Genomic DNA, 25,034 nt, shown 5'->3' on the forward strand with positions numbered 1-25,034 from the left:
GGGCACCGAGCCGTGCACCGACAACATCACCTGGAACAGCGGGTGGTGCGCGGTCGAGCGCACGGGGTTGAGGACCTCGACCAGCCGCTCGAAGGGGAGGTCGGCGTGCGCGAAATCGTCGAGGTCGCCCTCGCGCACCGCGGCGAGAACGTCGGCGAACCGGCGGTCGCCGGCCACCTCGCTGCGCAGCACCAGGGTGTTCGCGAACATGCCGACGAGGTGGTCGAGCTGCTGTTCGGTGCGCCCGGCGATCGGCGTGCCGAGGCAGACGTCGTCGGTCGCGGCCATCCGCGCGATCAGCACCGCGAGCGCGGCGTGCAGCACCATGAACACGCTCGCGTCGCTGCGCCGGGCCAGCGCCACCAGCCCCGCGTGCAGGTCCGGATCGATCTGTGCGGCGACGGCGGCCCCGCGCTGCGAGGCCACCGTCGGCCGCGGCCGGTCGGTGGGCAGCTCGGTGCATTCGGGTAGGCCCGTCAGGCGCGACGTCCAGTAGTCGCGCTGCTGTGCGGCAAGGGATTCCGGGTCGGCCTCGTCGCCGAGCACCTCCCGCTGCCACAGCCCGAAATCGGCGTACTGCACCGGCAGCGGCTCCCACCCCGGCGTTGTGCCCGCGCAGCGCGCGCGGTAGGCGGCCGCGAGGTCGTCGGCCAGCGGCGTGAGCGACCAGCCGTCGGCCGCGATGTGGTGCAGCACCAGCAGCAGGACGTGGTCGTCGTCCGCCGCGCGGAGCAGGTCGACGCGCAGCGGAACCTCGGTGGTCACATCGAAACCGCGCCCGGAGATCTCGGCCAGCCGCGCGTCGATCTCCGCGGCGGGCACGTCGGCGACGACGGGCGAGATATCGGCCGCGTCCGGATCCAGGACGATCTGATGCGGCCCGTCCCCGTCGGCGGGGAATATCGTGCGCAGCGCCTCGTGCCGCGCGACGAGATCGGCGACGGCCGCCGACAGCGCGGCGGTGTCCAGCGCACCGCGCAGGCGCAGCGCGACGGAGATGTTGTACGCGCCCGAGGACGAATCGAACCGGTTGAGGAACCACAGCCGCTGCTGGGCCGCCGACAGCGGCAAACGCTCCGGCCGGTCCCACGGGCGCAGCAGCGGACGGGTGCGAGCGCCGGAATGGCGAGTCATCCACGCCGCCAGGCCTTCTACGGTCGGCGCCTCGAAGACCGCCCGCACCGCGACCGTGGTCTCCGTCGCCGCGCTCAGCCGCGCCACCACCCGCGTCGCGGCCAGCGAATTGCCGCCCAGCGCGAAGAAGTCGTCGTCCAGACCCGCGCGCTCGATCCCGAGGACTTCCGTGAAGGCGGCCGCGACTGTCTCTTCGAGATCCGTGCGCGCGCAACGGTATTCACCGACCTCGAAGGTGGGCGCCGGGAGCGCCCGGCGGTCGACCTTCCCGTTCACCGTCAACGGCAGGGCGTCGAGCACCACGTACGCGGCCGGAACCATGTAGGAAGGCAGCATCCGGGTCAGGCGCGCGCTGACCGCAGCGGTGTCCACCGTCGCGCCGGGGGCGGGCACGACGTAGGCGACCAGCCGGTCGCCGGTATTCGCGTCGGCGTGCACGACCGCCACCGCCGCGGTGATGGAGTCCGTGCGCAGCAGCGCGCTCTCGACCTCGCCGAGTTCGATCCGGAAGCCGCGGATCTTCACCTGGAAGTCGGTGCGGCCCAGGTAATCCAGCTCCCCCGCCGCATTCCAGGCGACCAGGTCGCCGGTGCGGTAGAGCCGCTCCCCCGGCCCCGCCGCGAACGGGTCGGCGACGAACCGCTCGGCGGTGAGCGCCGCGCGCCCGAGGTAGCCGTCGGCCAGCTGGGCGCCCGCGAGATACAGCTCGCCCGCGACCCCGGCGGGCACCGGGCGCAGCCGGGCATCGAGCACGAACGCCCGGGTGTTCCACTCCGGCACCCCGATCGGCACCGTGGCCGTATCGGCCTCGGTGACGCGGTGCGCGGTCACCGAGACGGCCGCCTCGGTGGGCCCGTAGAGGTTCCACAACGCGGCGGCCGGGCTGCCCTCGCGGACCCGCGCGGCGGTGCGGGCCGGTAGCGCCTCGCCGATCGCCAGGATCGCGCGCAGCGACGCCGGCAACACTCCCTCGGCGGCGGTCAGCAGCGCGTCCAGCATCGACGGGACCAGGTGCAGCACCGAGACACGATGCTCCGCAACGGCTTTCAGTACTTCTGCCGGATCGCGATGGGCGTCCGGCGCGAGCACCACCAGGCGGGCTCCGGAGACGAGGGCCGACCAGAACTCCCACACCGACAGATCGAAGGTCGCCGCGGTCTTGAGCAGCACCGCATCGTCACCGCCGAGCGCGAAGGCGTCCTGCTTCCAGCGCACTTGGTTGACGATCGCGCGGTGCGGCACCGCGACGCCCTTGGGACGCCCGGTGGATCCGGACGTGAAGATCACGTACGCGGTGTGGTGCGGGCGCAGCGGCGTGGTCCGCTCCGCGTCGGCCACCGGCCCGCCGGGCAGGTGGTCCAGGTCCAGCCGGTCGATGCGAACCTGCGGGACCGTCGCGGCGGGGAACAGATCCCGACCGGTGGTCAGCACGCACAGCGGCGCGGCGGTGCGGAGGATGTAGTCGAGGCGGTCCTCGGGCTGATCGGGATCCAGCGGCACGTAGGCGCCGCCCGCCGCCGTCACGGCGTACATCCCGGCGATCAGGTCGACCGACCGCCGCATACCCAGCGCGACCCGCGTCCCGGGCCCGACGCCCTGCGAGATCAGATGGCGCGCAAGACGATTCACCTCGGCGGCGAAGGAACCGTAGGTCAGGGTCGCCTCGTCCGCCACGAGCGCCACCGCGTCCGGCGTGGCCGCGGCCTGGGCATCGAACAGCGAGGCGAGGGTGTCGGCCGCGTCGAGGGCCCGCGCCGTCGTATTCGGCACGCGCAGCAGGGCATCGCGTTCGGCCGCGTCCAGGATCTCCAGATCCCCGACCGCGCTGCCGGGGGCCGTGACGATCTCGCCGAGGATCCGCTGGAAGCGGGCGGCGAATCGCTCCACGGTGGGGTGGTCGAACAGATCCGTGGCGTAGATCAGGTGGCCGCGGATCCCGGCCGGTGCGCCGTCGTCGGCGTAGGTGTCGGTGAGGACCAGCTGGAGGTCGAATTGCGCGACCTCCGTATCGATCTCGGTGCCGGTCACGGTCAGGCCGGGCAGCTCGAGTTCGGACTGCGTCAGGTTGTGGAAGGAGAACCCGATCTGCACCAGCGGATGCCGCGCGGTCGACCGGGTCGGGTTCAGCGCCTCGACCAGCCGCTCGAACGGTAACTCCGCGTTGGCGAATGCCGCCAGATCGACCTCGCGCTGCTGTGCGAGCAGTTCGTCGAACGAGGCGCCGGAGTCGACCGCCACCCGGAAGACCAGCGTATTGACGAACATGCCGATCAGATCGTCCAGTTCGCGCTCGCCGCGCCCGGCCACCGGCGTGCCCACGGCGATGTCGTGCATGCCCGACAGCCGGGCCAGCAGGACCGCGAACGCGGTGTGCGCCACCATGAACAGCGTGCACTGGGAGGTACGTCCCAGATCGACCAGCCGACGGTGGATCCCGGCGTCCACGGCCAGATCGACGCGCCCGCCGCGGAAGGACTGCACGGCCGGGCGGTGCCGGTCGTAGGGCAGCGACAATTCCTCGGGCAGATCGGCGAGCTGGCGGGTCCAGTAGGCCAACTGCGCGCCCGCCCGGCTGTCGGCCGCGGACTCGTCGCCGAGCATGTCACGCTGCCACAGCGTGTAGTCGGCGTACTGCACCGGCAACGGCGTCCACCGCGGGGCGGCCCCCTCGCGGCGGGCGCCGTAGGCGGTCATCAGATCGGTGAACAGCGGGCTGAGCGACCAGCCGTCCGCGGCGATGTGGTGCAGCACCACGGCGAGGACGTGCTCGTCGGGCCCGGTGCGCAGCAGCTCGACGCGCAGCGCGGTCTCGGTGGTCAGATCGAACCCGCGGCGCGCGACGGCCGCCAGCCGCTCCTCGACCTCGTCGCCGGACACCTCGAGCACGGGCAGCCGCGGCACGGCCTCCCACGCGGGCACGATCACCTGCGCCGCGCCGTCCACGCCGCCCGGGAACACCGTGCGCAGCGATTCGTGCCGCTCGACCACGTCGGCCACCGCGTAGCGCAGGGCGGCCGCGTCCAGATCACCGTGCAGGCGCAGCGCGAAGGGAATGTTGTATGTGCTTGCGGCGGTGTCGAACTGGTTGACGAACCACAGGCGCTGCTGGGCGAGCGACAGCGGGATACGCGCCGGGCGGCGTCGCCCCGCCAGCGCGCTGCGGGCGCCGCCGCCGGTCAGGCGCTGCACGGAGACCGCGAGTTCGGCGACCGTGGCCTCCTCGAGCAGCAGCCGCACGGGCACCTTGGTGTTCAGCACCTCGCCCAGCCGGGAGGCCACCCGCGTCGCGGCGAGCGAATTGCCGCCGAGCGCGAAGAAGCTGTCGTCCAACCCGATCCGGCCGGCGTCGAGCACCTCGGCGAGTACGTCGGCCACCACGCGCTCGGTGGCCGTGTGCGGCGGCCGGTAGGGCCGGACCTCGGCGGCGGGCTCGGGTAGCGCGCGCCGGTCGAGTTTGCCGTTGACCGTCAGCGGGATGGCGTCGAGCACGACGAACGCCGACGGCACCATGTAGTCGGGCAGCAGCTGCCGCAACGCATCCCGGACCGCGGCCGTATCCGGCGGGGTGCCGGGGTGCCCGACGACGTACGCGACGATCCGCTGCGCGCCGGACGCGTCGCCGCGCACGATCGCCACCGCGTGCCGGACGGTGTCCTGGGCCAGCAGCGCCGATTCGATCTCGCCGAGTTCGATGCGGAAGCCCCGGACCTTCACCTGGTCGTCGATGCGGCCCAGGTACTCCACCTCGTGGTCGGCGCTCCACTGCCCGAGGTCGCCGGACCGGTACAGCCGGGTTCCGGGCGGACCGAACGGATTCGCGACGAACCGGGCCGACGTCAGCTCCGCGCGGCCGAGGTAGCCCCGCGCCTGCTGCGAACCCTCGACGTAGATCTCGCCGGGGACGCCGACCGGTACCGGCCGCAACGTGTTGTCCAGCAGCAGGATTCGCAGCCCCGGGAGCGCCTGCCCGATGCCGCGCGGACGCGTCCCGCCGAACGCCGCGGCGTCCAGGGCGCGATAGGTGACGTGCACCGTGGTCTCGGTGATGCCGTACATGTTGATCAGCCGCGGCGCGGTCTCGCCGTGGCGGTCGAACCAGTCCGCCAGCCGGCGCGGTTCGAGGGCCTCGCCGCCGAAGACGACGTACCGCAGATCCGGCAGCGCGGCCGCGGGCCCGGCGGCCCGGTCCACGGCGTCGAGCTGATAGAAGGCCGACGGCGTCTGGTTGACGACCGTCACCCGCTCGCGGCGCAGCAGCTCGAAGAACTGCTCCGGGGACCGCGAGGTCACGTAGTCGACCACGACCAGCGTGCCGCCGTACAGCAGCGGGCCCCACAGCTCCCACACCGAGAAGTCGAACGCGTACGAGTGGAACATGGTCCACACGTCGTCCGGGCCGAAGGCGAAGTGCGCCTCGGCATTCGCGAACAGCGTCGTCACATTGTGGTGCGGGATCTGCACGCCCTTGGGGCGGCCGGTCGATCCGGACGTGTAGATCACGTAGGCGACATTGCCGGGCGACAGCGGCGCGCGGCGATCGGCGTCGGTCACGGGCCCGGCGTCGAATCCGGACAGATCGGCCCGGTCCACATCCACTGCGGGCAGGTCCGCCGGACGCGCCAGCTCTCGTTCCGAGGTGGTCACGAGGCAGACCGGTCCCGCATCAGCCAGCATGAACTCGATCCGGTCCGCCGGGTAGTCCGGGTCCACAGGCAGGTAGCCACCACCCGCCTTGACCACGGCGAGCAGCGCTACCACGAGATCCACCGACCTCGGCAGCGCCACCGCGACCAGCGTCTCCGGGCCGACCCCGATCTCGATCAGCTTGCGTGCCAGCCGGTTTGCGCGCGAGTCCAGCTCGCCGTAGGTAAGGGAGTCGTCGCCGAACCGGACCGCGCGGCGCTGTGCGTGCGCCGCCGCGACGGCGTCGAAACGGTCGGGCAGCGTCCCGGCGACGATGCCGACTCCCGCAGCCCCGCCGAGCAGGCGGGCCTGTTCGGCAGCGCTCATCAGCGGCAGCCGCGACACCGGCGTGCCCGGGTCGGCCGACAGGAAGACGGCCAGGTAGTCCAGGAAGCGGCGGTGGTGGCCCTCCAGCTCCTCGGGGTCGTAGCGGTCCGGATTCCCGACGAAGTCGATGTGCAGGCCGTCGCCGTCGCTGCCGTTGTAGATGTTGATCGACAGGTCGTCCACCGGTCCCGTCGACACCAGCTGCATCGTCCCGATCGCCGTGCCGAAGCGAATCTGGTTGTGGTACAGCATGATGTTGACGACCGGGCCGAAGAAGCGCCGGCGGTTGCCCGCCGAACCCCGGTGCCGCTGGATGTCCTCGTGGCGGTAGCGCTGGTGCGCCAGCCCCTCCCGGATGCGGTCCGCGGTCGCGCGCACGAGGTCCGGCGCGGTCACCTCGGCGTCGACGGGGATGCGCAGCGGGACGACATTCGACACGTAGCCCGCCGCGGCGCGCAGCACCGGCGTGGTCCGCGCGGTCACCGGCAGGCTCACGACCACGTCGTCGTTGCCGGTGACGGCGGCGAGATAGCCCGCGAGGGCGGCGATGAACAGGGCGGGACGCGACGCGCCGGACTGCTCGCGCGCGGCGTCCAGCAGTGCGGCGGTGCGGGAGTCGAGGTGGGCGCCCGCGGTCCGGCGCCGGGGTCCGGGCGGGGCGAACCGTCTGCTGAGGCCGAATTCCTCGGGCATCGACTCGATCTGGCCGAGCCAGTACCGGCGGTCGGCGTCGAAGTCCGCGGACTCGCGGTACTCCTGTTCGCAGCGATAGACCTCGTAGAGTTCCTCGGCCGCGAGCGGGCTCGCGTCGCGGTCGTCGACCTGCGCGTTGTACCACTCCACGATGCGGCTCACGACCAGCATCGCGCCGTAGCCGTCGATGGCGATGTGGTGCATCTTCGCGTACCAGAGGTAGTGCGCGTCGGCGATGCGCAGCAGCGCGCTCTCGAACAGCGGGCCTCGCAGCGCGTCCATGGGCGTGGCCGCGTCGCGCTCCATCCACGTCATGGCGGCCGCCCGGGGGTCGCGCTCGGCGCGCAGATCCACCCTCTCGGTCCGGATGCGGATATCGGTCGCCACGGACTGCGACGGCTCGCCGTCGTCCTCGACGATGCGCAGGTGAACGCTTTGCAGGTCCGCGGCGCAGCGATCGATGGCCTCGTCGAGGACGTCGATGTCCAGATCACCCGGAATATCCACATATTGGGCGACCGACAGCGGCACCTCGGGCGCGATGTGCTGCGCCCGCCACATGCCGAGCTGAGCCTCCGAGAGAGGGAACGACCGCGTTGACACCGGAACAGGCCGACCTGAGGACTGCGGGGCCAACGAGGTCATGCGGATCTCCCATCGACGGTCTTTCTGCGAACTAAGGCATCACACACACAGCAACCGCCGCGACGGTCCCATTCGGAAGTTCGTTGCGCGCAGCGATCCGGTTGGGTCGAATCTGCATCGAATTCCGAACCGATCCGTACGCGGCGTACAGATCTGGCTATCTACCTGGAAAAACTCGTACCGAGACGCATCGAATCGGACCCGATTCGACCGAATCGCAAGCTGATTCCGCCACCCCTGACCCGACGAACCACGAACTCTAGACGATTCGACCACGCCTCGCCGGGCTTCGGGCGGGTACCGTAGACCCTTGTAGCAGCCAGCCAGCAACACCCCTGCGCCGACCGGGAACGGTATCTATTCCCGGCCGTCTCCGCCACCCGCCCCGGTGCATCGGGCACAGCTCGCCGCCCTCGGTGCGGGTACGCGACTTGTGCCCCAGACGATCTCGCCGTTCCGGCGTGCGGTCAGTCCGATGCGGTGCGGCCGAGTTCGACCAGCGCGGTGATATCGGCGGTGTCCCAGCCGTCGGCGGCGACGCGGACGTAGGCGTCGTGGGCGGCCTGCGTGACCGGGAGCGGGGCGCCCGGGGCGAGCCCGAGGAAGTGCCCGAGATCCTTGGCGCCGAGCCCCGGCGTGAACCAGCCGGCATGCCGCGGATCGAACAGCCCGTCGATGCGATTGCGCAGCCCGGCAGGCACCATCGCCGACTCGCGCAGCAGTGCGGTCAGCGTCGCCTCGTCGAGGCCCGCGGCGCGGGCGACGCGCACGGTTTCGGCCACGGCGGCGAGTCCGGTCATCAGCAGCTGATTGTTGAGCAGCTTGACGACGGCGGCGCGCGCCGGATCGTCCCCGGCGTCGAAGGGTCCCGCGAACAGTTCCCAGACCGGTGCGAGCGCGGACCGCGCGAATTCCGCACCGGCGATGACGAATACCGCCTCTCCGCTGGTGACGGCCTGAGGCGCACCGAGAATGGGCGCCGCCACCAGCCGGTCGCCGTAGAGCCGGTGCAGTGCGGACAGAGTCTGCGGCGAGACCGTCGACATGACGGCCACCACCGGCTCCGACCAGCTCGCGCGGGCCGCGCCGCCGGGGGCCGCGATATCGAGCACGCTGCGATCGTCGGCCGAGCAGACGAAGACGGCCTCCGTGCCGGGCGCGAGATCGTCGGGTGCGGCGAGTTCGGTGGCGCCGGCCGCGACCAGTTCCCCGGCCCGCCCCGGCGTGCGATTCCATACCTCGAGCGCATGTCCCCCGCTCAGCAGGCGCCCGGCGAGCGCCCGCCCCATATTGCCCATGCCGACCACCGTCACGCGCATCCGCCGCACTCCTTCACGTCTCGGGTATTCCGCTTCGTGAACACTCCCGCGAGTGTGCCACCACCCCGCGTCAGGCGTCCCGGCCCGAGCCGGGCGGTGCGGCCGGCGGACGTGCCGGTTCGGTTCGGCTGCGCAGGTGATAGCGGCGTTCGGCGTAGATCAGGTCGTCGCGCCACAGGCGTTTCGCGGCGCGGACGATGAGGGGGCGGAGGACCGGCGTGGCGCGCTGGGCGACGCGGAATCCGGGACGATCCGAAGCGGCGATCACCGCTTCGACGACGGTGGTGCGGGGACGACCGTCGGGGCCGGATCCGGCTGGCGTGGCGTGGGTTTCGACGATACTGCCGACACCCTCGCCCGAGACGATGCGCATGACGATCGTGCGCGGGTCGGGACAGGTGAACTCCGCCTCGACGGGGACGCCGAGGCGCTTGGCGACGCGGAAGGTCACCGCCACCAGGAACCGGTGGCCGTTGTCCGGCGACGGGGTCTCGGTGACCTCGAGCCGGGCGAACGAATACGGATGGAACCAGGAGCCGTGCCAGGGGTCCAGTCGGTTGGCGATGATGTCCGCGGGTTCGCAGACGCCGGTCAGGGCGGCCACGGCGTGGACGTGGGTATCGGCCGGGCGGGTGGCGAGAATCGGTGTGTCGGTCGGTGTCTCGCCGCCGACGGCATCGAGCCGCACCCAGGCCAGCACGCCGTCGTCGTAGCTCGGGAACGCCGTCCACAGGGGCGAGCAGCCGCCCTCGATGCGCAGGCCGTGCCAGCGGCACACCAGCGCGTCGCCGCTGATCCGCGCGGTGGCCAGGTCCGCGCCCAGGTGCGGGCACGCGCCGGGACCGGCGTGCAGCGTCCCGCGGGTGTCGCGCCACGCGACGATCTCCACGCCCGCGACGGTCGTTCCGAAGGGGCGGGCGGCCGTGATGTCGCGGGCGGCGCCGATGACGTACCAGTTCCCGGACGGGCGGCTCAGCGCCTCCGACAGCGCCGACCGGATCAGCCCGGGCCGGGCCTGCGCGTACGTCGGCCGCTGCTCGGACCAGGTCTCGGGCGAGAAAGGTTGCAGCGGCGCGGATTTCCACCAGCGCGCGGGGTTCCGGCTGAGCGTCACGGCTGGGCCCTCCGGTTCGCGAACGTGCGCAGTATCCAGGAACGCCCCTGGGTCGGCACCGTCTGCAACGCGTGCCCCGCCGCGCCCCACCGGCTCAGCAGCGCGTTGGCCGCCGTCCATCCGGTGGTGGCGGCGCGTTCCATGAGGGCGACCGGAAGGTCGATGCGGATGCCGTCACCGGCGAGCACCAGGTGCGGGTCCGGCGTGCGGACGCCGGGCCGACCCGCGAAATCGCCCGGGGCGAAGCGCGGGCAGTCTTGCCGCCACACCGTCGTCTCGCCGACGATCGTCGCCCGCCGTGTCTCGGGATAGAGGCGGTGCAGCCGGGCCAGCAGCGCGCCCCGCAGATCGGCGGGCGGCGTATCCGTCTGGGCGGCAACGGCATACGCGTGCAGTTCGAGGACGCTGCCGCCGTGGCGGCGCGCCCAGTCCGCGGCCTGCCGCTCGTACCGGTCGAGGACGCTGACGTTGTCCAGCGGGCTCAGTCCACCGGTCGCGACGAATGCGGGCCGGTCGGCGCGCACCGGCCGGTCCAGCCACAGCCGGTGCACCAGAAACGGTGGCGCGGTGCGCAATCCGGCGATCCGCGCACGCCACTCGGGGTCGCCGAGGTCCGGGGACCGTGCCACGATCTCGCGCAGGCCCCCGATGTCGGTCGCCAGGACGACCGCGTCGGAATCGAAGGCGGCGCCGGTGGTGTCGCGCAGGCGGAACCCGCCGTCGTGGCGGTCGACGCCGGACACGGTGACGCCGGTATGGATCTTGACGGTGCCGGGTAGCTGCCCGGCGGTCAGGTACTCCCGCAACGGCTCCCAGAGGCCGACGTCGAAATTGTCCTCGGCCACATCGAAGATCAGGCCCTCGCTCGACCCGAGGAAGTAGATGTGGAACATCGCGGCGAGTTCGGCCGCGGACATGTGGCGCGGGTGCGCGAAGAAGCTGCGGGAGAACACGTCGAAGGCCAGGTGCCGCGCCGCGTCCGGGAAACGCACCCGGTGCAGAAAGGTCTCGGCGTCGCAGTCGTCCAGCAGCGTGTAGATCTCGGGGACCGAGACCGCGACCAGCGGCGCCGCGGCCCGCGGGTCGAGGCGGGTCAGATCGCGCAGCCGGAAGGTCGGGCTGCGCATCGCGAAGGCGAGCGCGTTCCACGGCGGGGTGCGCGGCAGGCCGCGGAAGGTGTCGCGGCGACCGTCGGCGTCGATCAGCGGGTAGTCCTCCACCGGGCGCAGGCGGCGCAGGCCGGGATCGCTGCGGGACAACAGCTTTCGCAGGTTGTAGTACTGGCGGAAGAAGGCGTGGAAGCCCCGGTTCATCCCCACGCCGGTGCCGTCGCCGAGCCGTTCGCTCCAGCCGCCGACCCGCCCGCCGAGGTAGTTCTCCCGCTCGACGAGATCGACCGTGACGCCACGCTCGGCCAGTCCGGTCGCCGCGGCCAGCCCCGCGATACCCGCACCGACGACGGTCACGCGCGGCGGGTCGCCCGCCTCGGACAGGTCGTGCCTGCCGGGCGCGGCGGGGTGGCGGACCCGGCGCGGATCGGTGCCGATCGTCGCGTCGTCGGGGACCGTGGTGGTCATCGCTCACCTCTTTCGCGTTGTCGCGGATGCGGGTCGCGGCGAGCGCCGGCGCGACCACAGGGCGTGCAGCAGGCCGCGGCCGCCGACCACCGCCCGGCGCGGCGTCCCCACGCGGGCCCGCTGCGCGAAGATGTCGAAGTCGAGCGTCTCTATGCGGTCGAGGATCTCCGAGTACAGGGTCAGCGCGACGGCGACGCAGGGCCGCGACCGCGGGGCCAGCATGGCGATCCCCGCCCGAGCGTACCCATAGAGTTCGCGGGTGTCGGCATGCTGCGCGACCAGGGCGCGCCGCACCCGCGGGTCGGTGCGGCGGTGCGCCTGGCACCACAGCAGCAGATCGCGGTCGACATCGTGCGCGGCCAGTTCGTCGGCGGGCAGATACACCCGGTCGCGCAGCAGGTCCTCGTTCACATCGCGCAGGAAGTTCGTGAGCTGGAACGCCTTTCCGAGCGCGGCCGCGTACGGGGCGGCCTCCTCCGGCGGCGCGACCGTGCCCAGGACCGGCAGCACCTGCAACCCGATGACCTCGGCCGAACCGTAGACGTAGCGGTCGAGGGCCGCCCGGTCCGGATAGTCGGTCACGGTGAGATCCATGCGCATCGAGGTCAGGAACGCGTCGAAAAGCTCACGGGAGATCCCGTAGGACCGCACGGTGTCCAGGACCGCGGGCAGCACCGGATCGGCCTCGGCGTCACCGGCGCGGAACCGGTCGGCCAGCACGTCCAGCCGCGCGGCGCGCTCGCCGGCCGGCCGCGCGGGGTCGACCTCGTCGAGGATGTCGTCGGCGCGGCGTGCGAAGCCGTAGAGCGCGTGGATCGCCGGGCGCTGATCGGGGGCCAGCAGGCGGGTGGCGAGGAAGAAGGTCTTGCCGTGGCGGGCGTTGAGGGTCCGGCAGGCCCGGTACGACCCGAGCAGCCGCGGATCGGTGCTGCGGTCGAGCGCGAACATGGTGCGCGGCATGGTGTTCCGATCAGAGAGCGGGTTGGGTGGACCTGCGTGCGGCGAGGCGTCGCGCCGGTGCGGGCACGGGACCGGTGACGCGGTCCGCGGCCAGCCGGCCGGAGATGAGTACGGGCGGGATGCCGACGCCGGGCACGGTGCAGCCACCGGCCAGGACCACGTTGTCCAAGCCACGAATCATGTTGGCGGGCCGGAACGGACCGGTCTGGGCGAAGGTGTGCGCGAGGGCGAAGGGGCTGCCGGCCAGCATGCCGCGGCGGGCCCAGTCGGCGGGCGTGGTGATGCGCAGGACCTCGGTCCCGGATAGCGGCGCCGGAAGCCGGTCTCGCACGGTGGCCAGGATCTCCTCGGCGTAGGCGGGCCCGAATCCGTCCCAATTGATCGGCCCCCGAACGAGATTGGGCACCGGCGCGAGCATGTACAGCAGATCGCGCCCGGGCGGGGCGAGGGTCGCGTCGCCCGCGGTGGCCCGGGTGACCAGCAGCGACGGATCGGTCATGACGCGCCCGCCGGTGATGATGTCGCGGAACGCCTCCGCCCACGCCCGGCCGAACAGCAGCGAGTGGTGCGCGATCTCGGGCGCGGCGTCACAGCCGACGTGCACGACCACCGCCGAGGGCGCCGCGTCGGGCCGCAGCGGTCGCCGGGACCGGTGGCCCAGCAGCCGATAGGTGTCGGGCAGGTCGGTGGTGCACACGATCGCGTCGCACGGCACCCGGTCGCCCGCCTCGGTGCGGACCTCGTCGATCCGGGATCCGGTGCGGTCCAGCGCCGTCACGGTGGTGTCGTACCGGAAGCTCACGCCGGCGGCGGTGGCCGCGGCGGCGAGGGCGTCGGGCAGGGCGCGCATTCCGCCGCGCGGGAACCAGACCCCGCCGATGGTGTCCATGTACGCGATCACGGCGTAGGCGGCCACCGCGTGGGCGGGCGCCACACCGGCATACAGGGATTGGAAGGTGAAGACGCGGCGCAGCTCCGGATCGGTGATGTGGGACGCGACCGCGCGGTCCCAGCGGCGGAATCCGCCCAGGGCGGTGAGCCGGGCCAGCGCCGGGGTCAGCATCGACAGCGGCGAATCGAAGTTCGCGGCGATGAAATCGTCGAATTCGCACCGGTAGAGCCGGGTCAGCCAGGACCGCAGGCTGCGGTATCCGGCCGCCTGCCCGGGACCCGCGAAATCGGTGACGGCATCGGCCATCCGCTCGGCGTCGGTGTGGATCTCGAGCTGCCGCCCATCGGCGTAGTGGGCGCGGTAGGCGGGGTCGACGGGGTCGAGCGTGAGTCGGTCGGCGGTACTCTCGCCGACCGCCGCGAATACCTCGTCGACGAGGTCCGGCATGGTCAGCACGGTCGGGCCGGTGTCGAGGCGGTAGCCGCGCACGTCGGCGCGCCCGGTGCGGCCGCCGGGCGCCGGCTCGCGTTCGAGCACCGTCACCCGCCGCCCGCGACCGGCCAGGTGCAGGGCGGCCGACAGGCCCGCCAGCCCGGCGCCGATGACGACGATGTGGTCGCTGTGCCCGGTGGTCGTGCGCATGCTGCTCCTTCTACACCTGATTCGTCGCGCAGATCAGCCCCAGACCGTCGAGCAGGCGGCGAGCCCGCTCGGGCAGCGCGGCCGCGTCGATCGCCTGCCGGGCCTCGGTGAGGCGATCGCCGATCATGTCCTCCATGCGGTCGCGCGCGCCCGACGCGGTGATGAGTTCCCGCAGGCGCTCGATCGCGCCCACGCCGACAGCCGGCGCGGCCAGCAGCGCGTCCAGTTCGTGGCGCACACCGGGTTTCGCGAGTCGCCGGGCCGTGACGACGACCGTGGTGGCCTTGTGCTGGGCCAGATCCCCGTCGCCGGGCTTGCCGGTGGTCTCGTCGGCGCCGAAGACGCCCAGCAGGTCGTCGCGCAACTGGAACGCCTCGCCGACCACCCGCCCGTAGCGGCCGAGCGCGGACAGGACGCGCTCGTCGCAGCCGGCCATCGCCGCACCCATCTCGAGCGGGCGGCGCACGGTGTAGTTGCCGGACTTCGCGCGGGCGACGGCCAGCACGTCCTCGAAGCGGGGGTCGGTGCGGGCGTCGTTGAGCAGATCGGCGAACTGGCCGAGCGCGAGTTCGACGCGCATGGCGTCGTAGCGGGGCCACACCCGGTGCAGGGCGTCGGCCCCGATTCCGCTGTCGCGCAGCATCTTGTCGGCCCACACCAGGCAGATATCGGCGAGCAGGACCGCCGCGGATTCGCCGAATCGGGCGGCGTCGCCCGGCAGGTCCAAGGTCTTGTGCTGACCGGTGAAATCGCTGTGGCCCGCCGGGGCGCCGCGCCGGACCCCGGATTCGTCCATCACATCGTCCTGGATCAGCGCGAACGCGTGGACCAGCTCCAGGGCGGAGGAGGCCCGCAGCGCGGCCGGATCGGGGGCCGCGCCGCACAGCCAGCCCGCGTACATGAAGGTCGAGCGCAGGCATTTCCCGCCCATCACATACCGGTGCGCGATGCCGTCGAGCGCGATGCCGCGCACCACGCCGAGGCGGTTGCCGAGCAGGAACGTCTCGAGTTCGTCGAGCACGCGCTCCCGTGTCGCGGCCCGCCAGTCGGCGGCGGTGGCCGCGCCCTCCCCGTGAAGATCCCCGAGAACCGCTGCGGGACAGGATATTCGGACATGTTCATCGGCGGCGGTATTCACCTGGACTCCTCGAATCGGCAGGACAGCGACTTCGGCCGCGGGGTCGGTGCGTTCCCCTCCCTCGCCGAGTTACCCAAAGAATACAGCAAACGATGCAAGAATGATGCAGACCCCTCGGGGCCGAGCCGGAGAACGGAAGGGTGCGAAGATGGCGGATCGCAGCGATCGGCCGGACGATGCCGACGACCCTGCCCGGTTCCCGATCGCGGAGGTCGCCCGTCAGGTCGGCGTTCCCGTGGCGACTTTGCGCAGCTGGAACAACCGCTACGGCATCGGCCCGGCGGGCCACCGCAGCGGCCACCACCGCACCTACACCCATGCCGACGTGGAGGCGCTCATCCGGCTGGTGCGCCTCATCCGCGCGGGTGTGCCCACCCGCGGCGCGGTCGCGACGGTCTACGGCTCGGTGCTCGTCGAGCGGTCCGAGGCCCTGGTCGAGGCGGCGTTCGACCTCGACACGCCGACCGTGACAAGCCTGCTGGACGTCCATCTGCGCGCCCGCGGCGTCGTGGCGACCTGGGAACGGCTGTGCCGCCCGGCCCTGACCGGCGTCGCCGCGCGCCAGAGTGCGGGCGAATCGTGCATCGATGTCGAACACCTGCTGTCCTGGTGCGTCATGTCGGCCCTGCACCGGATCACGACGACCGGTCCCGGCACCGGGTCGATCGTGCTGGCCTGCACTCCCGGCGAGCACCACACCCTGCCCCTGGAGGCCGTCCGCGCGGCGCTCGCCGAGCGCGACGTCGCCGCCCGCATGCTGGGCGCCGACGTGCCCGCCGACGCGCTCCGGGCGGCCCTGACCAGGCACGCCACGACCGGCCGGGCCCTGCTCTGGGCACAGGACGAATCGACCGGGTCCACCTCCGCCGCACAGGCTGGCATAGACTGTGGCGCAAAGGTTTTCGTGGCCGGTCCCGGATGGCGGCACCTGGCGCCGCCGCGGGGCGCCGTCACCGTCGACAGCCTCGGCGCCGCGGTCACCGCACTGCTCGACCCCTGAACACGACTACCGAGAATGCATCGAATTTGCATCGCTACGGGGGTACAGTGACACGCACCGAAGCACCTGTCCCCGCGAAGGACCCGCGCGCACCCCGCACGGGTCCGGTTGACGACGTACCGAAACGGAAATGCGAACGCCTGCAATGACATTCCACTACCTCGTACGCGCGATTCGCGCCAACGACAAGCGTTCGGTGGTGTATGTGCCCGCCCTGGACGTGTGGACCGTGACAGACGACAACCCCGCCGACATCGCCGCGAAGGCCAAGTCGATGATCGCCGACACCGTGCTACGGAGGACTCGCTTCGAGATCACCATCGACACCTCGACCTCACCGCCGGGCACCGAGCCCGAGGCCGACGAGCTGTTCCGCCACACGGCCGGCATGCGGCGGTGGGAACCGCGGGACGGCGACGAGTAGCCCGGCGAGACGGCTATTCGATCGACTTGGCGACCAGCAGCAGCACCGCGACGATGCCGCCCGCCATCAGCAGCCCGTAGTGCCCCGCGGAACCGCCGTAGTCGACCACCGAGACGCCGACGATGAGCGCCATCACGAAAAACCACACACGCTTCATCGTCGGCTCCCTCGCACTCGCCCTCAACGGTATGAGCTGCGTCTTCCCTTGCGCCACAGGCAGATAGGCGAAGGGCAGCGCAGGGGCGACGGCCGGACGGAGAAGGTCAGGCGCGGTACCTCGCGATGGGCTCTCCGGTGCCCGTGGCGAGCAGTTGCGGCAGGCTCTTCGTGATGTAGAACGTCCAGCCGCGCGAGCAGGCGTCGAAGCATTCCGATCCGGCGGCGGTCAGGCCCTCGTGGACGAAACGCAGCGTGGTCCCGTCCGGTGTCGCGGCGATGTCGAAGACGACGTCGGTGCCCGTCCACTCGTCGTGGTCGGCGATGAAACTGAGGTACGCGTCGACGACGTGCCAGACGACCCGCCGCCCCGGATCCGCCTCGGTGACGAGGAACCGGCAGAAGCGAATTCCCTTGTCCGCCCGGACGGCCTCGCCCGGATACTCGCAGTCGTCGGTGAACACGAATTCGTCGTGCGGCGCGGCGGTGGCGCCGATGATGTTCGCGCTCCACCATCCGCGCACATCGGTGACGGCGGCGAAGACCTCCTCCGGGGTGTGGGCGACGGTGATCGTGGCGTTCAGGCTCTCGGTGTGCGACATCTGTCTCACCTCTCTGTTCGGTGGATTACGCCCCACCGACGAACGAGGTCCGCCGACATCGACACCGAGCCGGAAATTTCTTCGACAAGATCCGCGGAGGCGTAGCCGCGCAGGTCAGAGCGCCCGCAACCGGGCGGTGAGGTACCGGCGCTCGGCGTCGGTCGGCGCCAGGGCCAGCGCCTGCTCGTACGCGGCGGCGGCCTCGGTCGTCCGCCCGGCCCGGCGGAGCAGATCGGCGCGGGTCGCGGGCAGCAGGTGGTAGCCGTCGAGCCGGCCGGACGCGGCGAGGGCCTCGACGCGGGCGAGCCCGGCCGCGATGCCCTCGGACATCGCGATCGCCACCGCGTGGTTGAGGTCCACCACCGGCGACGGCGTCAGCCGGGCGAGTTCGGCGTACAGCGCCGCGATCTGCGGCCAGTCCGTCGAGGCCGCGTCGGGCGCGGTGGCATGGCACGCGGCGATCGCGGCCTGCACCTGATAGTGCCCGGCCCGCCGCACAGCCAGCGCGGCGTCGAGCGTCGCGACGCCCTCGGCGATCAGCGCCCGATCCCACCGGGAGCGGTCCTGATCCTCCAGCGGAACCAGCACGCCGTCCACCGTCCGGTGCGCGCGGCGGGCCTCCAGCAGCAGCATCAAGGCCAGCAGCCCGCGCGGTTCGGGTTCCGACGGCAGCAGGTGGACCAGGACCCGGGCGAGATGGATGCCCTCCCCCGCCAGCGCTCGCGGCCCGTCCTGTTCGTCGTAGCCCTCGTTGAAGATCAGATACAGCACGGCGAGAACGGCATTCAGCCGGCTCGGGAGCAGATCCGCGGGCGGCACCCGGTACGGGATGCCGGCCTCGACGATCTTGCGTTTCGCGCGCACCAGCCGCTGCGCCATCGTGGGCTCGGTGGTGAGGAACGCCTTGGCGATCTCGGCGGTGCTCAGGCCCGCCAGGGTCCGCAGCGTGAGCGCGACCCGCGCGGGGAAGGCCAGCGCGGGGTGGCAGCAGGTGAAGATCAGCCGCAGCCGTTCGTCGGGAATCTCCTGCGTCGCACCGTTTTCCGGATTCCGCGCCAGCACCGCCAGCTGGCGCAGCTTGGCGCGGCCCGTGGTGTCGCGGCGCAGCCGGTCGGTGGCGCGATGGCGGGCCGCGGTGGTGAGCCAGGCCCCGGGACGATCGGGAATGCCGTCGCGCTGCCAGGCGGCGAGCGCCGCGGCGAACGACTCCTGCGCGCAGTCCTCGGCCAGGTCCCAGTCGCCCGTCGACGCGATCAGCGTCGCGACGACCTGACCCCATTCCTCGCGGTACGCCGCCTCGACCGCGGCGCGCACCGCCTCCGGCGCGGTCATTCCCAGACGGGCCGGACTTCGACACATCCCCGCCGCGCGTACGGGTGTCCCGCCGCGATGGCGAGCGCCTCGTCCAGATCGGCGCAGTCGATGATGTCGATACCGCCGACGAAGTCCTTGGTCTCGGCGAACGGGCCGTCGGAGACCAGGGTTTCGCCGTCGCGGACCCGCACGGTCGTCGCATCCGCCACCGGCCGCAGCCGCGCGCCGCCGAGCCGCGTGGCCCGCCGCTCGGTATCCGCCTGCCACGCGCGGTATGCCGGGTCCGCCGCGATCTCCTCGTTGCTCGGCGAGCCGACCTCGTCATCGCAGATCAGCAGCACGTATTTCATTGCCCCACTATGCCCCGCCGTCCGGCACCGGCAAAACGGGCCGGGCGGCGGGGCATATGCCTCATCCTGAAGGTCCCGACGACCGCACTGGAGGCGATATGACCGACTACCGGATCCCGGCCCTCGCACCGGAACCCGTCGCGCCCCCGCAGACCGCGTATCTCGTCGCGAGCGGCGACCTGCGGCCCTCCGCGAATATCGCGGGCTGGCCGACCCAGCAGCTGCTGGAGAAGTCGCTGCACGACGCCTTCGCCGGACTCGGCTGGACGCTGGAGCGCGCACACGAGGTGGATCCGGTGAAGGGGCACGGCTTCATCGACAGCCAGCGCTACGGCATCGAGGTCTTCCGGTCGGTCCCCAAGGACGCGCCCGTCGTTGTCGCGGAGGCGGTCTGGCAGTACAGCCATCACGTGCTCGCCGGATTGCGCTCGCACCGGGGCCCGATCCTCACCGTCGCGAACTTCGACGGCACCTGGCCCGGACTCGTGGGGCTGCTCGGCCTCAATGCCGGGCTCACGAAGATGGGGCGCGCGTACTCGACCATCTGGTCCGCCGAGTTCACCGATCGCTTCTTCCTCGACGGGATCACGAGCTGGGTCGAGACCGGCACGATCACCCACGACGACTCGCACGTGCGCCCGCTGCCGCCGCTGCCGGCCGGGCCCGCCCGCGATCTCGGTGTGGCACTGGCCGATCAGCTGCTCGCGGAGAAGGCCGTGATCGGCGTCTTCGACGAGGGCTGCATGGGCATGTACAACGCGATCATCGACGACGAACTGCTCAATCCCCTCGGCATATACAAGGAGCGGCTGTCGCAGAGCGCGCTCTACGCCGAGATGCGGAAGGTGCCCGACGAGGAGGCGGCCGCAGCGCGGCGCTGGCTCGACGACGCGGGCCTGCGGTTCGAATTCGGCGCCGACGAGGCGACCGAGCTGACCGAGCGCCAGGTGCACGAGCAGATGAAGATGTACATCGCGGCGCTGCGCATCGCCGACGACTTCGGTTGTGCCGCAATCGGTATCCAGTACCAGCAGGGCCTCAAGGACCTCACCCCCGCCTCCGATCTGCCCGAGGGCCTGCTCAACAATGTCGTGCGCCCGCCGGTGACCAGCCGCGACGGCGGCCGCGAACTCTACGCCGGCGCGCCGCTGCCGCACTTCAACGAGGCCGACGAGGGCGTCGCGGTCGACGCGCTGGTCACCAACCGGATCTGGACGGCCATGGGCCTTGACCCGGCGACCACGCTGCACGATGTGCGCTGGGGCGAAACGTATCCCGTGGACGGGCGCGAGGAATTCGTGTGGGTCTACGAGATCTCCGGCTCGGTCCCCGCCTCACACCTCCCCGACGGGTACGCGAGCGCCACCAGCCTGCGCCAGGGCCCGGTCTTCTTCCCCGCCGGCGGCGGCACCCTCTCCGGCGTCTCCAAACCCGGCGAGATCGTGTGGTCCCGCCTCTACATCGCCGATTCCCGGCTGCACCTGGATATCGGCCGCGCTGCCGTGGTCGGGCTGCCCGCCGAGGAGACCGAGCGCCGCCGCGCCGCCACGAATCCCGAATGGCCCATCGCCCACGTCGTCCTGCGCGGCATCACCCGCGACCAGTTCATGGCCCGCCACAAGGCCAACCACGTCCAGATCGCCTACGGCCCGGACGCTGCCGCCGCCGACGAGGCCCTGCTGGCCAAGGCGGCGCTGTTCGACCGGCTGGGCGTCGAGGTGCACCTCTGCGGGGATACGGCGATCTGATCCCGCCACTGGCGCGATCGGGAGATGCGTGGTAGACATGTGTCAGAGATATTACGAAGTTCGTATTATCTCGGAGACATGAACGGGCAGCAGAACACCGGGCGGTGATCCGATGGCGCACGAACCGGACCAGGAACTCATCGATGCGTTCCGTGTCCTGCGGATCGAACTCCGCGTCGCCAACGACCGCATCGCCGCCGCCGCGGACATCAAACCCCGCGACCTCGACATCCTCGACGTGATCGACCGCGAAGGCTCGTGCACGCCCAGCCATCTGGCCGCTCGAACCGGACTGCGCGCCGCCACCCTCACCGGGGTGCTCGCCCGGCTCGAGAGTTGCCGATGGATCACGCGGTCCACCGACCCCCGGGACGCGCGCTCGTCCTGGGTCACCTCGACCGAGCGCTTCGAACAGGTGCGATCGCTGTATCAGCACGCGGGCGGGCCCGTTCAGCGGGTGTTCGACCAGATCGGCCCGGACAACCGCGACACGGTCATGTGGTTCCTCCGAGCGCTCGCCGCCGCGCTACACGAGGCCGGCAGCGATATCGCGGGCGAGTCGCAGCCGAACGGCATGGCGCCGGCGACCAACGGAACCTGATCCGGCCCCGACAGCAAAGGACAAGACGTTGCAGTTCGTGGAGACCATACCCACCGAGTTCACCTACTTCGCCTGGAATATCGACCTGCACACCGCGGGGCCCTTCGTCCGGCCGAGCGATCACCGCCGGTCGGCCCTGGAGAAGATCCGCCGGGTCGCCCGCGACCTGGATGCCCACAACGGCGTCCACCGGGTCAGGCTCTTCGAATCGACCTTCATCCCCCCGCTCCCCGACCGCCCCCGATTCGACGTCATCCTGCTGACCGATTCCGACGGGCCCGTGCGCGCGGAGTTCGACGTCGCGCGCAAACGCCACGACGTCCCCGATCCCGCTCTGGTCACCGCGGCGACCAATGCGGCCCGATTCGGTGACACGGACAACCTGGACGGTCCGATCCTACTGAATCACTTTGTGGGAGAGACGGATCCGCAGACCGCCATCTCCGCGTGGAAGACGATCAGCCAGTGGTACGCGTCGGTGCTCGACGTCACGAACTCCACCCTGCTCGAATTCGAGCCGGGCACGCCGTACCTGATCGTGAACTATGCCGTGGTTCCGGGGCCGGTGCCGCGCTTCATGGCGAATCAGCTGCTCCGGCCGAGCTTCTACCGCAACGTCAACCGGCGGCTCGGCAAGATCGGCGCCCGTGCTCGTCCGCTCTTCGCGAAACGAGTCGCCTACGCGGAGGGCGGCGCATAGCTGCCGCTGACGACGAGTCCGGCCCACGCTCCGGACCCGTGGTCTGTCCACGCGATCGAGGGATCTCGGTGCTACTCCCAGGGATTGACGATTCGGGCCCGGTATTCGAGCTCGCCCTCGAGTTTCTCCCACATCGACGAATAGCGCCGGGCGAATTCCGTCACGGTGCCGATCCAGTGCGGCGGAATGGCTTCGATCATGTCGGAGCCCTGTGTTTCCAGTACGGAGGTGGACAGTAACAAGCGCAGAAATGTCCGGCCGCGCTCGTTGTGCCGCATGGACGGATCGCGCTGCAACTTCACCAGCATGTCCGCGGGATCGACTGTCGCGCGAGGCTGGACCCTCGGCGCGGCCACGCAGAGTTCCACCGGCGCTTGGCGTTCGGTGACGGTCACGGTGTCGTTCTTCGTATTACCTCGCTTCCCCGGCACGGGCGAATCCCCTCGTTCCAGGCGCTTGCGCACATCCGCGACGGTCGCGGGAGATATTCCCGTGGCGCGCGCGATGTAGCGGAGCGAATGGCCCCTGTCGCTCGACAACAGTTCGGCGGCCTGAATCCTCGCCTCGCTGCTGTCCAGCGGCCGGAGTTTGCCGTCCCGGCCCACGCGAGCCGACGGTTCCGCCTGCTCGCTCGATTGCTTGCGTATTGTCGCTATCGTTCTGGCGGCCAGACCTGTCAGCTTACCGATCGCGCGGTCGGACAGGTGGGCATGCGAAGAGACGATCCGCTCGGCTGCCACCCGGCGCTCGGCCTGGGTCAACGGCAATCCGTGCTCGACATTCTCCTGTACGGCTCGCAGGAACAGATCGGCCTCGCTGCCGTCGAAGAACACCACGTCTATGGTCGTCCGACCTTTTCGTGATGCCGCGATCAGGCGATGCATTCCGTCGATCACCCGCATCGTCCGACGGTCCACCAGAATCGGCGGCATCGGCGTCTCGGATTCGACGAGCAAGGCGATATGCGATTTGTTCTCGCCGTTCAACCGTGGCGAGAAACTTCCGCGTAGCGAATCGATCGATACCTTGTGGATATCCGATCCGCGGGGTTCCATTGTATCGGAATGATTAAATTCTGGTGAAGATGCGGAGGCGTCTCCACGGCCGGAAGTACGATCTACACTATCGGAAAATCCGTTGCTGTCAGTGGAATCAAGCATGTTTCGCTCCGCTGGCATCGGCACTCCCCCTCGTACTAGCTACTAACATGCGCCGCCGGCTGTACACGGCCGATGCGACCGCCGACAGCTGGACCCGCGAGGCGGCTCGGGTCGGGTTATTGCCTACCCGCACCCGGAGTGTGCTGTCAATGACGGGGACAGTATCTTGTCTGCCGTTTTTATCGCCGGCACGGCGGCGTACCACATTAGTTCGGCAGCCATTTACGTGCCGTTCCCGCGCTCAACTGATCACACGGCACAGTTGAACGCCCGGCGGGACTTTCATTGACTCCGGGACCGCATCCCTGCACCATTCACGGAGGCAAGGGTGCGGAAGGAGAAAGTCTTTCATGACGGAAACTACCGAAGCAGATGTCATTGTCGTCGGCGCCGGGCCGTCCGGTCTCATGATGGCCGGAGATCTCGCGTGCATGGGGCACGACGTCGTCGTACTCGAGAAAAGGGTGAAATCTAATTCGAATCTGACGCGCGCGTTCTCGGTACACGCCCGGGCGCTGGACCAGCTCGCCGTGCGGGGGCTGGCGGCGGAGATCATCGAGGCGGGAATGCCGGTCGACGCCCTTCCGCTGGTCGGCGCGCTCGATATCGAATTCGGCAAGCTGGACACCACATTTCCCTTCATGCTGGTGGTTCCGCAATTCGTCGTGGAACGCGCCCTGGAGGCTCGCGCCGTGGCGGCCGGCGCACGATTCTTCCACGACCGCGAAGTCGTGGAACTGGACCAGGACCGAAACGGCGTCCGGGTGATGACCGTGCGCGGTTCGGACGGCCCGTCCGAACGACAGGAATGGTCGGCGCGATACGCCGTCGGCGCGGACGGAATCTACAGCAGGGTCCGCGAATCGCTCGGGATCGAGTTCCCGGGAGAATCGGTGCTCTCCTCGGTCATCATCGCCGATTCGAAGGTCGAGTTCCCGCCGGAGAAGGGATTGGCGATCGAGGCGAACGGGCACGGATTCTCCTTCGTCTGCCCCATCGAGGACGGCTATTACCGCGTCCTCGCCTGGAACAACGGCACCCCCGAATTCGTCAGCAAGGAGGTCGATTTCTCGCGGCTCGCCGAACTGTGCGACGTCGTATTCGACCGGCCCGTGGGGCTGCATTCGCCGCGGTGGATATCGCGTTTCCACAGCGACGAGCGCCAGGCGTCGAAGTATCGGGAGGAACGTGCTTTCCTGGTCGGCGACGCGGCGCATGTGCATTCGCCGGCCGGCGGCCTGGGCATGAATGTCGGACTCCAGGACGTGGCCAATTTGTCGTGGCGTCTGAGCCGCGCCCTGCGCACCGGGGACGCGCGCGTCCTCGACGATTACGAGCCCGAGATGCGCCCCATCGGAACGCGGGCGATGGCCGATTCCGGAAATCTGGTGCGGGGCGCGGTGCGGCTGAGTTCGGTGCCCGCCCCGGTGCGCTGGGCATTCCTGGCGGTGGCGAACAACTCCGGATCGTTCGGACGCCGGTACGCGCTGGGGATCGCCACGGCGCTGTCCGGGATACGCACGACGTGCGGAGCGACCGGGGAGGACGGCGTCGGGGAGTTCTGGAACGGGGCCGCGCTCGCCGGGGAGGTCCAAACCCACCTTCGCGCCGGGCAATTCGTCCTGGCGACCCCGTGGGCGACGGCGACCACGCGCGCGGCGGGCCGTTCGGGAGACCTGGGGGTGGTGGTGAGCCCCCTGTGCCGGGACAAGGCGCTGCTGGTCCGGCCGGACGGCTACATCGCCTGGCGGGGCTCGCCGGATTCGGCCGATCTGGTGCGGAAGGTGGCCGAATACGCACCGGCGCACGAGGTCCGGGCTGCCTGAGCGACCGGCGCTGCCGCGGGTGGATCACC

The 25,034-nt window shown here is 70.8% G+C and carries 18 protein-coding genes; 6 read left to right on the top strand and 12 right to left on the bottom strand.

What is annotated here, in order from left to right:
* The 7 genes from ON41_RS35840 to ON41_RS35870 all read right to left on the bottom strand — a co-directional run.
* Positions 1 to 7,440, bottom strand: a 7,440-nt coding sequence (locus ON41_RS35840; RefSeq protein WP_169336544.1) for a non-ribosomal peptide synthetase, incomplete at its 3' end; no start/stop codon positions are given.
* Between the two features lie 509 nt (positions 7,441 to 7,949).
* Entirely contained in the window at positions 7,950 to 8,801 is an 852-nt protein-coding gene (locus tag ON41_RS35845; RefSeq protein ID WP_040753280.1) for an NAD(P)-dependent oxidoreductase, read from the bottom strand.
* A 70-nt stretch (positions 8,802 to 8,871) separates the two neighbouring features.
* Positions 8,872 to 9,915: a Rieske (2Fe-2S) protein gene (locus tag ON41_RS35850; RefSeq protein WP_051163259.1), complete on the bottom strand. Its 1,044-nt coding sequence runs from the start codon at positions 9,913 to 9,915 to the stop codon at positions 8,872 to 8,874.
* Positions 9,912 to 11,492: an FAD-dependent oxidoreductase gene (locus ON41_RS35855; RefSeq protein ID WP_051163260.1), complete on the bottom strand. Its 1,581-nt coding sequence runs from the start codon at positions 11,490 to 11,492 to the stop codon at positions 9,912 to 9,914. The genes ON41_RS35850 and ON41_RS35855 overlap by 4 nt, the downstream gene beginning before the upstream one ends.
* Positions 11,493 to 11,495: 3 nt before the next feature.
* Positions 11,496 to 12,452 (bottom strand): phytoene/squalene synthase family protein, encoded by a 957-nt coding sequence (locus ON41_RS35860; RefSeq protein WP_085995911.1) that lies wholly within the window; start codon positions 12,450 to 12,452, stop codon positions 11,496 to 11,498.
* 10 nt (positions 12,453 to 12,462) lie between these two features.
* Complete coding sequence (crtI, locus tag ON41_RS35865; protein WP_040753282.1) at positions 12,463 to 13,986, bottom strand: phytoene desaturase family protein; 1,524 nt, start codon at positions 13,984 to 13,986, stop codon at positions 12,463 to 12,465.
* Between the two features lie 10 nt (positions 13,987 to 13,996).
* Positions 13,997 to 15,124 carry a polyprenyl synthetase family protein gene (locus tag ON41_RS35870; RefSeq protein ID WP_051163262.1) on the bottom strand — a complete coding sequence of 376 codons (1,128 nt, stop codon included), beginning with the start codon at positions 15,122 to 15,124 and terminating at the stop codon, positions 13,997 to 13,999.
* Positions 15,125 to 15,272: 148 nt separating this feature from the next.
* Between ON41_RS35870 and ON41_RS35875 the strand changes: the two genes are divergently transcribed.
* Positions 15,273 to 16,124 (top strand): MerR family transcriptional regulator, encoded by an 852-nt coding sequence (locus ON41_RS35875; RefSeq protein ID WP_040753284.1) that lies wholly within the window; start codon positions 15,273 to 15,275, stop codon positions 16,122 to 16,124.
* 130 nt (positions 16,125 to 16,254) lie between these two features.
* Positions 16,255 to 16,548 carry a hypothetical protein gene (locus ON41_RS35880; protein ID WP_157185748.1) on the top strand — a complete coding sequence of 98 codons (294 nt, stop codon included), beginning with the start codon at positions 16,255 to 16,257 and terminating at the stop codon, positions 16,546 to 16,548.
* A gap of 13 nt (positions 16,549 to 16,561) precedes the next feature.
* Here the strand turns inward: ON41_RS35880 and ON41_RS42070 are convergent, their stop codons facing one another.
* From ON41_RS42070 to ON41_RS35895, 4 genes are all read right to left on the bottom strand, one after another.
* Positions 16,562 to 16,705: a hypothetical protein gene (locus ON41_RS42070; protein ID WP_157185749.1), complete on the bottom strand. Its 144-nt coding sequence runs from the start codon at positions 16,703 to 16,705 to the stop codon at positions 16,562 to 16,564.
* A 106-nt stretch (positions 16,706 to 16,811) separates the two neighbouring features.
* Positions 16,812 to 17,306 carry an SRPBCC family protein gene (locus ON41_RS35885; protein WP_040753288.1) on the bottom strand — a complete coding sequence of 165 codons (495 nt, stop codon included), beginning with the start codon at positions 17,304 to 17,306 and terminating at the stop codon, positions 16,812 to 16,814.
* Positions 17,307 to 17,420: 114 nt separating this feature from the next.
* Positions 17,421 to 18,638 carry an RNA polymerase sigma factor gene (locus ON41_RS35890; RefSeq protein WP_040753289.1) on the bottom strand — a complete coding sequence of 406 codons (1,218 nt, stop codon included), beginning with the start codon at positions 18,636 to 18,638 and terminating at the stop codon, positions 17,421 to 17,423.
* On the bottom strand, positions 18,635 to 18,970 hold the full coding sequence (locus ON41_RS35895) for a YciI family protein (protein ID WP_040753290.1): 336 nt from the start codon (positions 18,968 to 18,970) through the stop codon (positions 18,635 to 18,637). The genes ON41_RS35890 and ON41_RS35895 overlap by 4 nt, the downstream gene beginning before the upstream one ends.
* Positions 18,971 to 19,068: 98 nt before the next feature.
* Between ON41_RS35895 and ON41_RS35900 the strand changes: the two genes are divergently transcribed.
* The 3 genes from ON41_RS35900 to ON41_RS35910 all read left to right on the top strand — a co-directional run bounded on the left by ON41_RS35900 (position 19,069) and on the right by ON41_RS35910 (position 22,019).
* Complete coding sequence (locus ON41_RS35900; RefSeq protein ID WP_040753292.1) at positions 19,069 to 20,718, top strand: fucose isomerase; 1,650 nt, start codon at positions 19,069 to 19,071, stop codon at positions 20,716 to 20,718.
* A gap of 112 nt (positions 20,719 to 20,830) precedes the next feature.
* Positions 20,831 to 21,319, top strand: coding sequence for a MarR family winged helix-turn-helix transcriptional regulator (locus ON41_RS35905; RefSeq protein ID WP_051163265.1), 489 nt, complete (start codon positions 20,831 to 20,833; stop codon positions 21,317 to 21,319).
* 37 nt (positions 21,320 to 21,356) lie between these two features.
* Positions 21,357 to 22,019, top strand: a complete 663-nt coding sequence (locus tag ON41_RS35910; RefSeq protein WP_157185750.1) for a hypothetical protein — start codon at positions 21,357 to 21,359, stop codon at positions 22,017 to 22,019.
* A gap of 71 nt (positions 22,020 to 22,090) precedes the next feature.
* Here the strand turns inward: ON41_RS35910 and ON41_RS35915 are convergent, their stop codons facing one another.
* Positions 22,091 to 23,179 (bottom strand): ParB/RepB/Spo0J family partition protein, encoded by a 1,089-nt coding sequence (locus ON41_RS35915; RefSeq protein WP_218003607.1) that lies wholly within the window; start codon positions 23,177 to 23,179, stop codon positions 22,091 to 22,093.
* 350 nt (positions 23,180 to 23,529) lie between these two features.
* Here ON41_RS35915 and ON41_RS35920 point away from each other — a divergent pair, with 350 nt between their 5' ends.
* Entirely contained in the window at positions 23,530 to 25,005 is a 1,476-nt protein-coding gene (locus ON41_RS35920; protein WP_040753294.1) for an FAD-dependent monooxygenase, read from the top strand.
* The last annotated feature ends 29 nt before the right edge of the window (positions 25,006 to 25,034 follow it).

Source organism: Nocardia transvalensis NBRC 15921 (genome assembly GCF_000308875.1).
GTDB lineage: Bacteria > Actinomycetota > Actinomycetes > Mycobacteriales > Mycobacteriaceae > Nocardia > Nocardia transvalensis.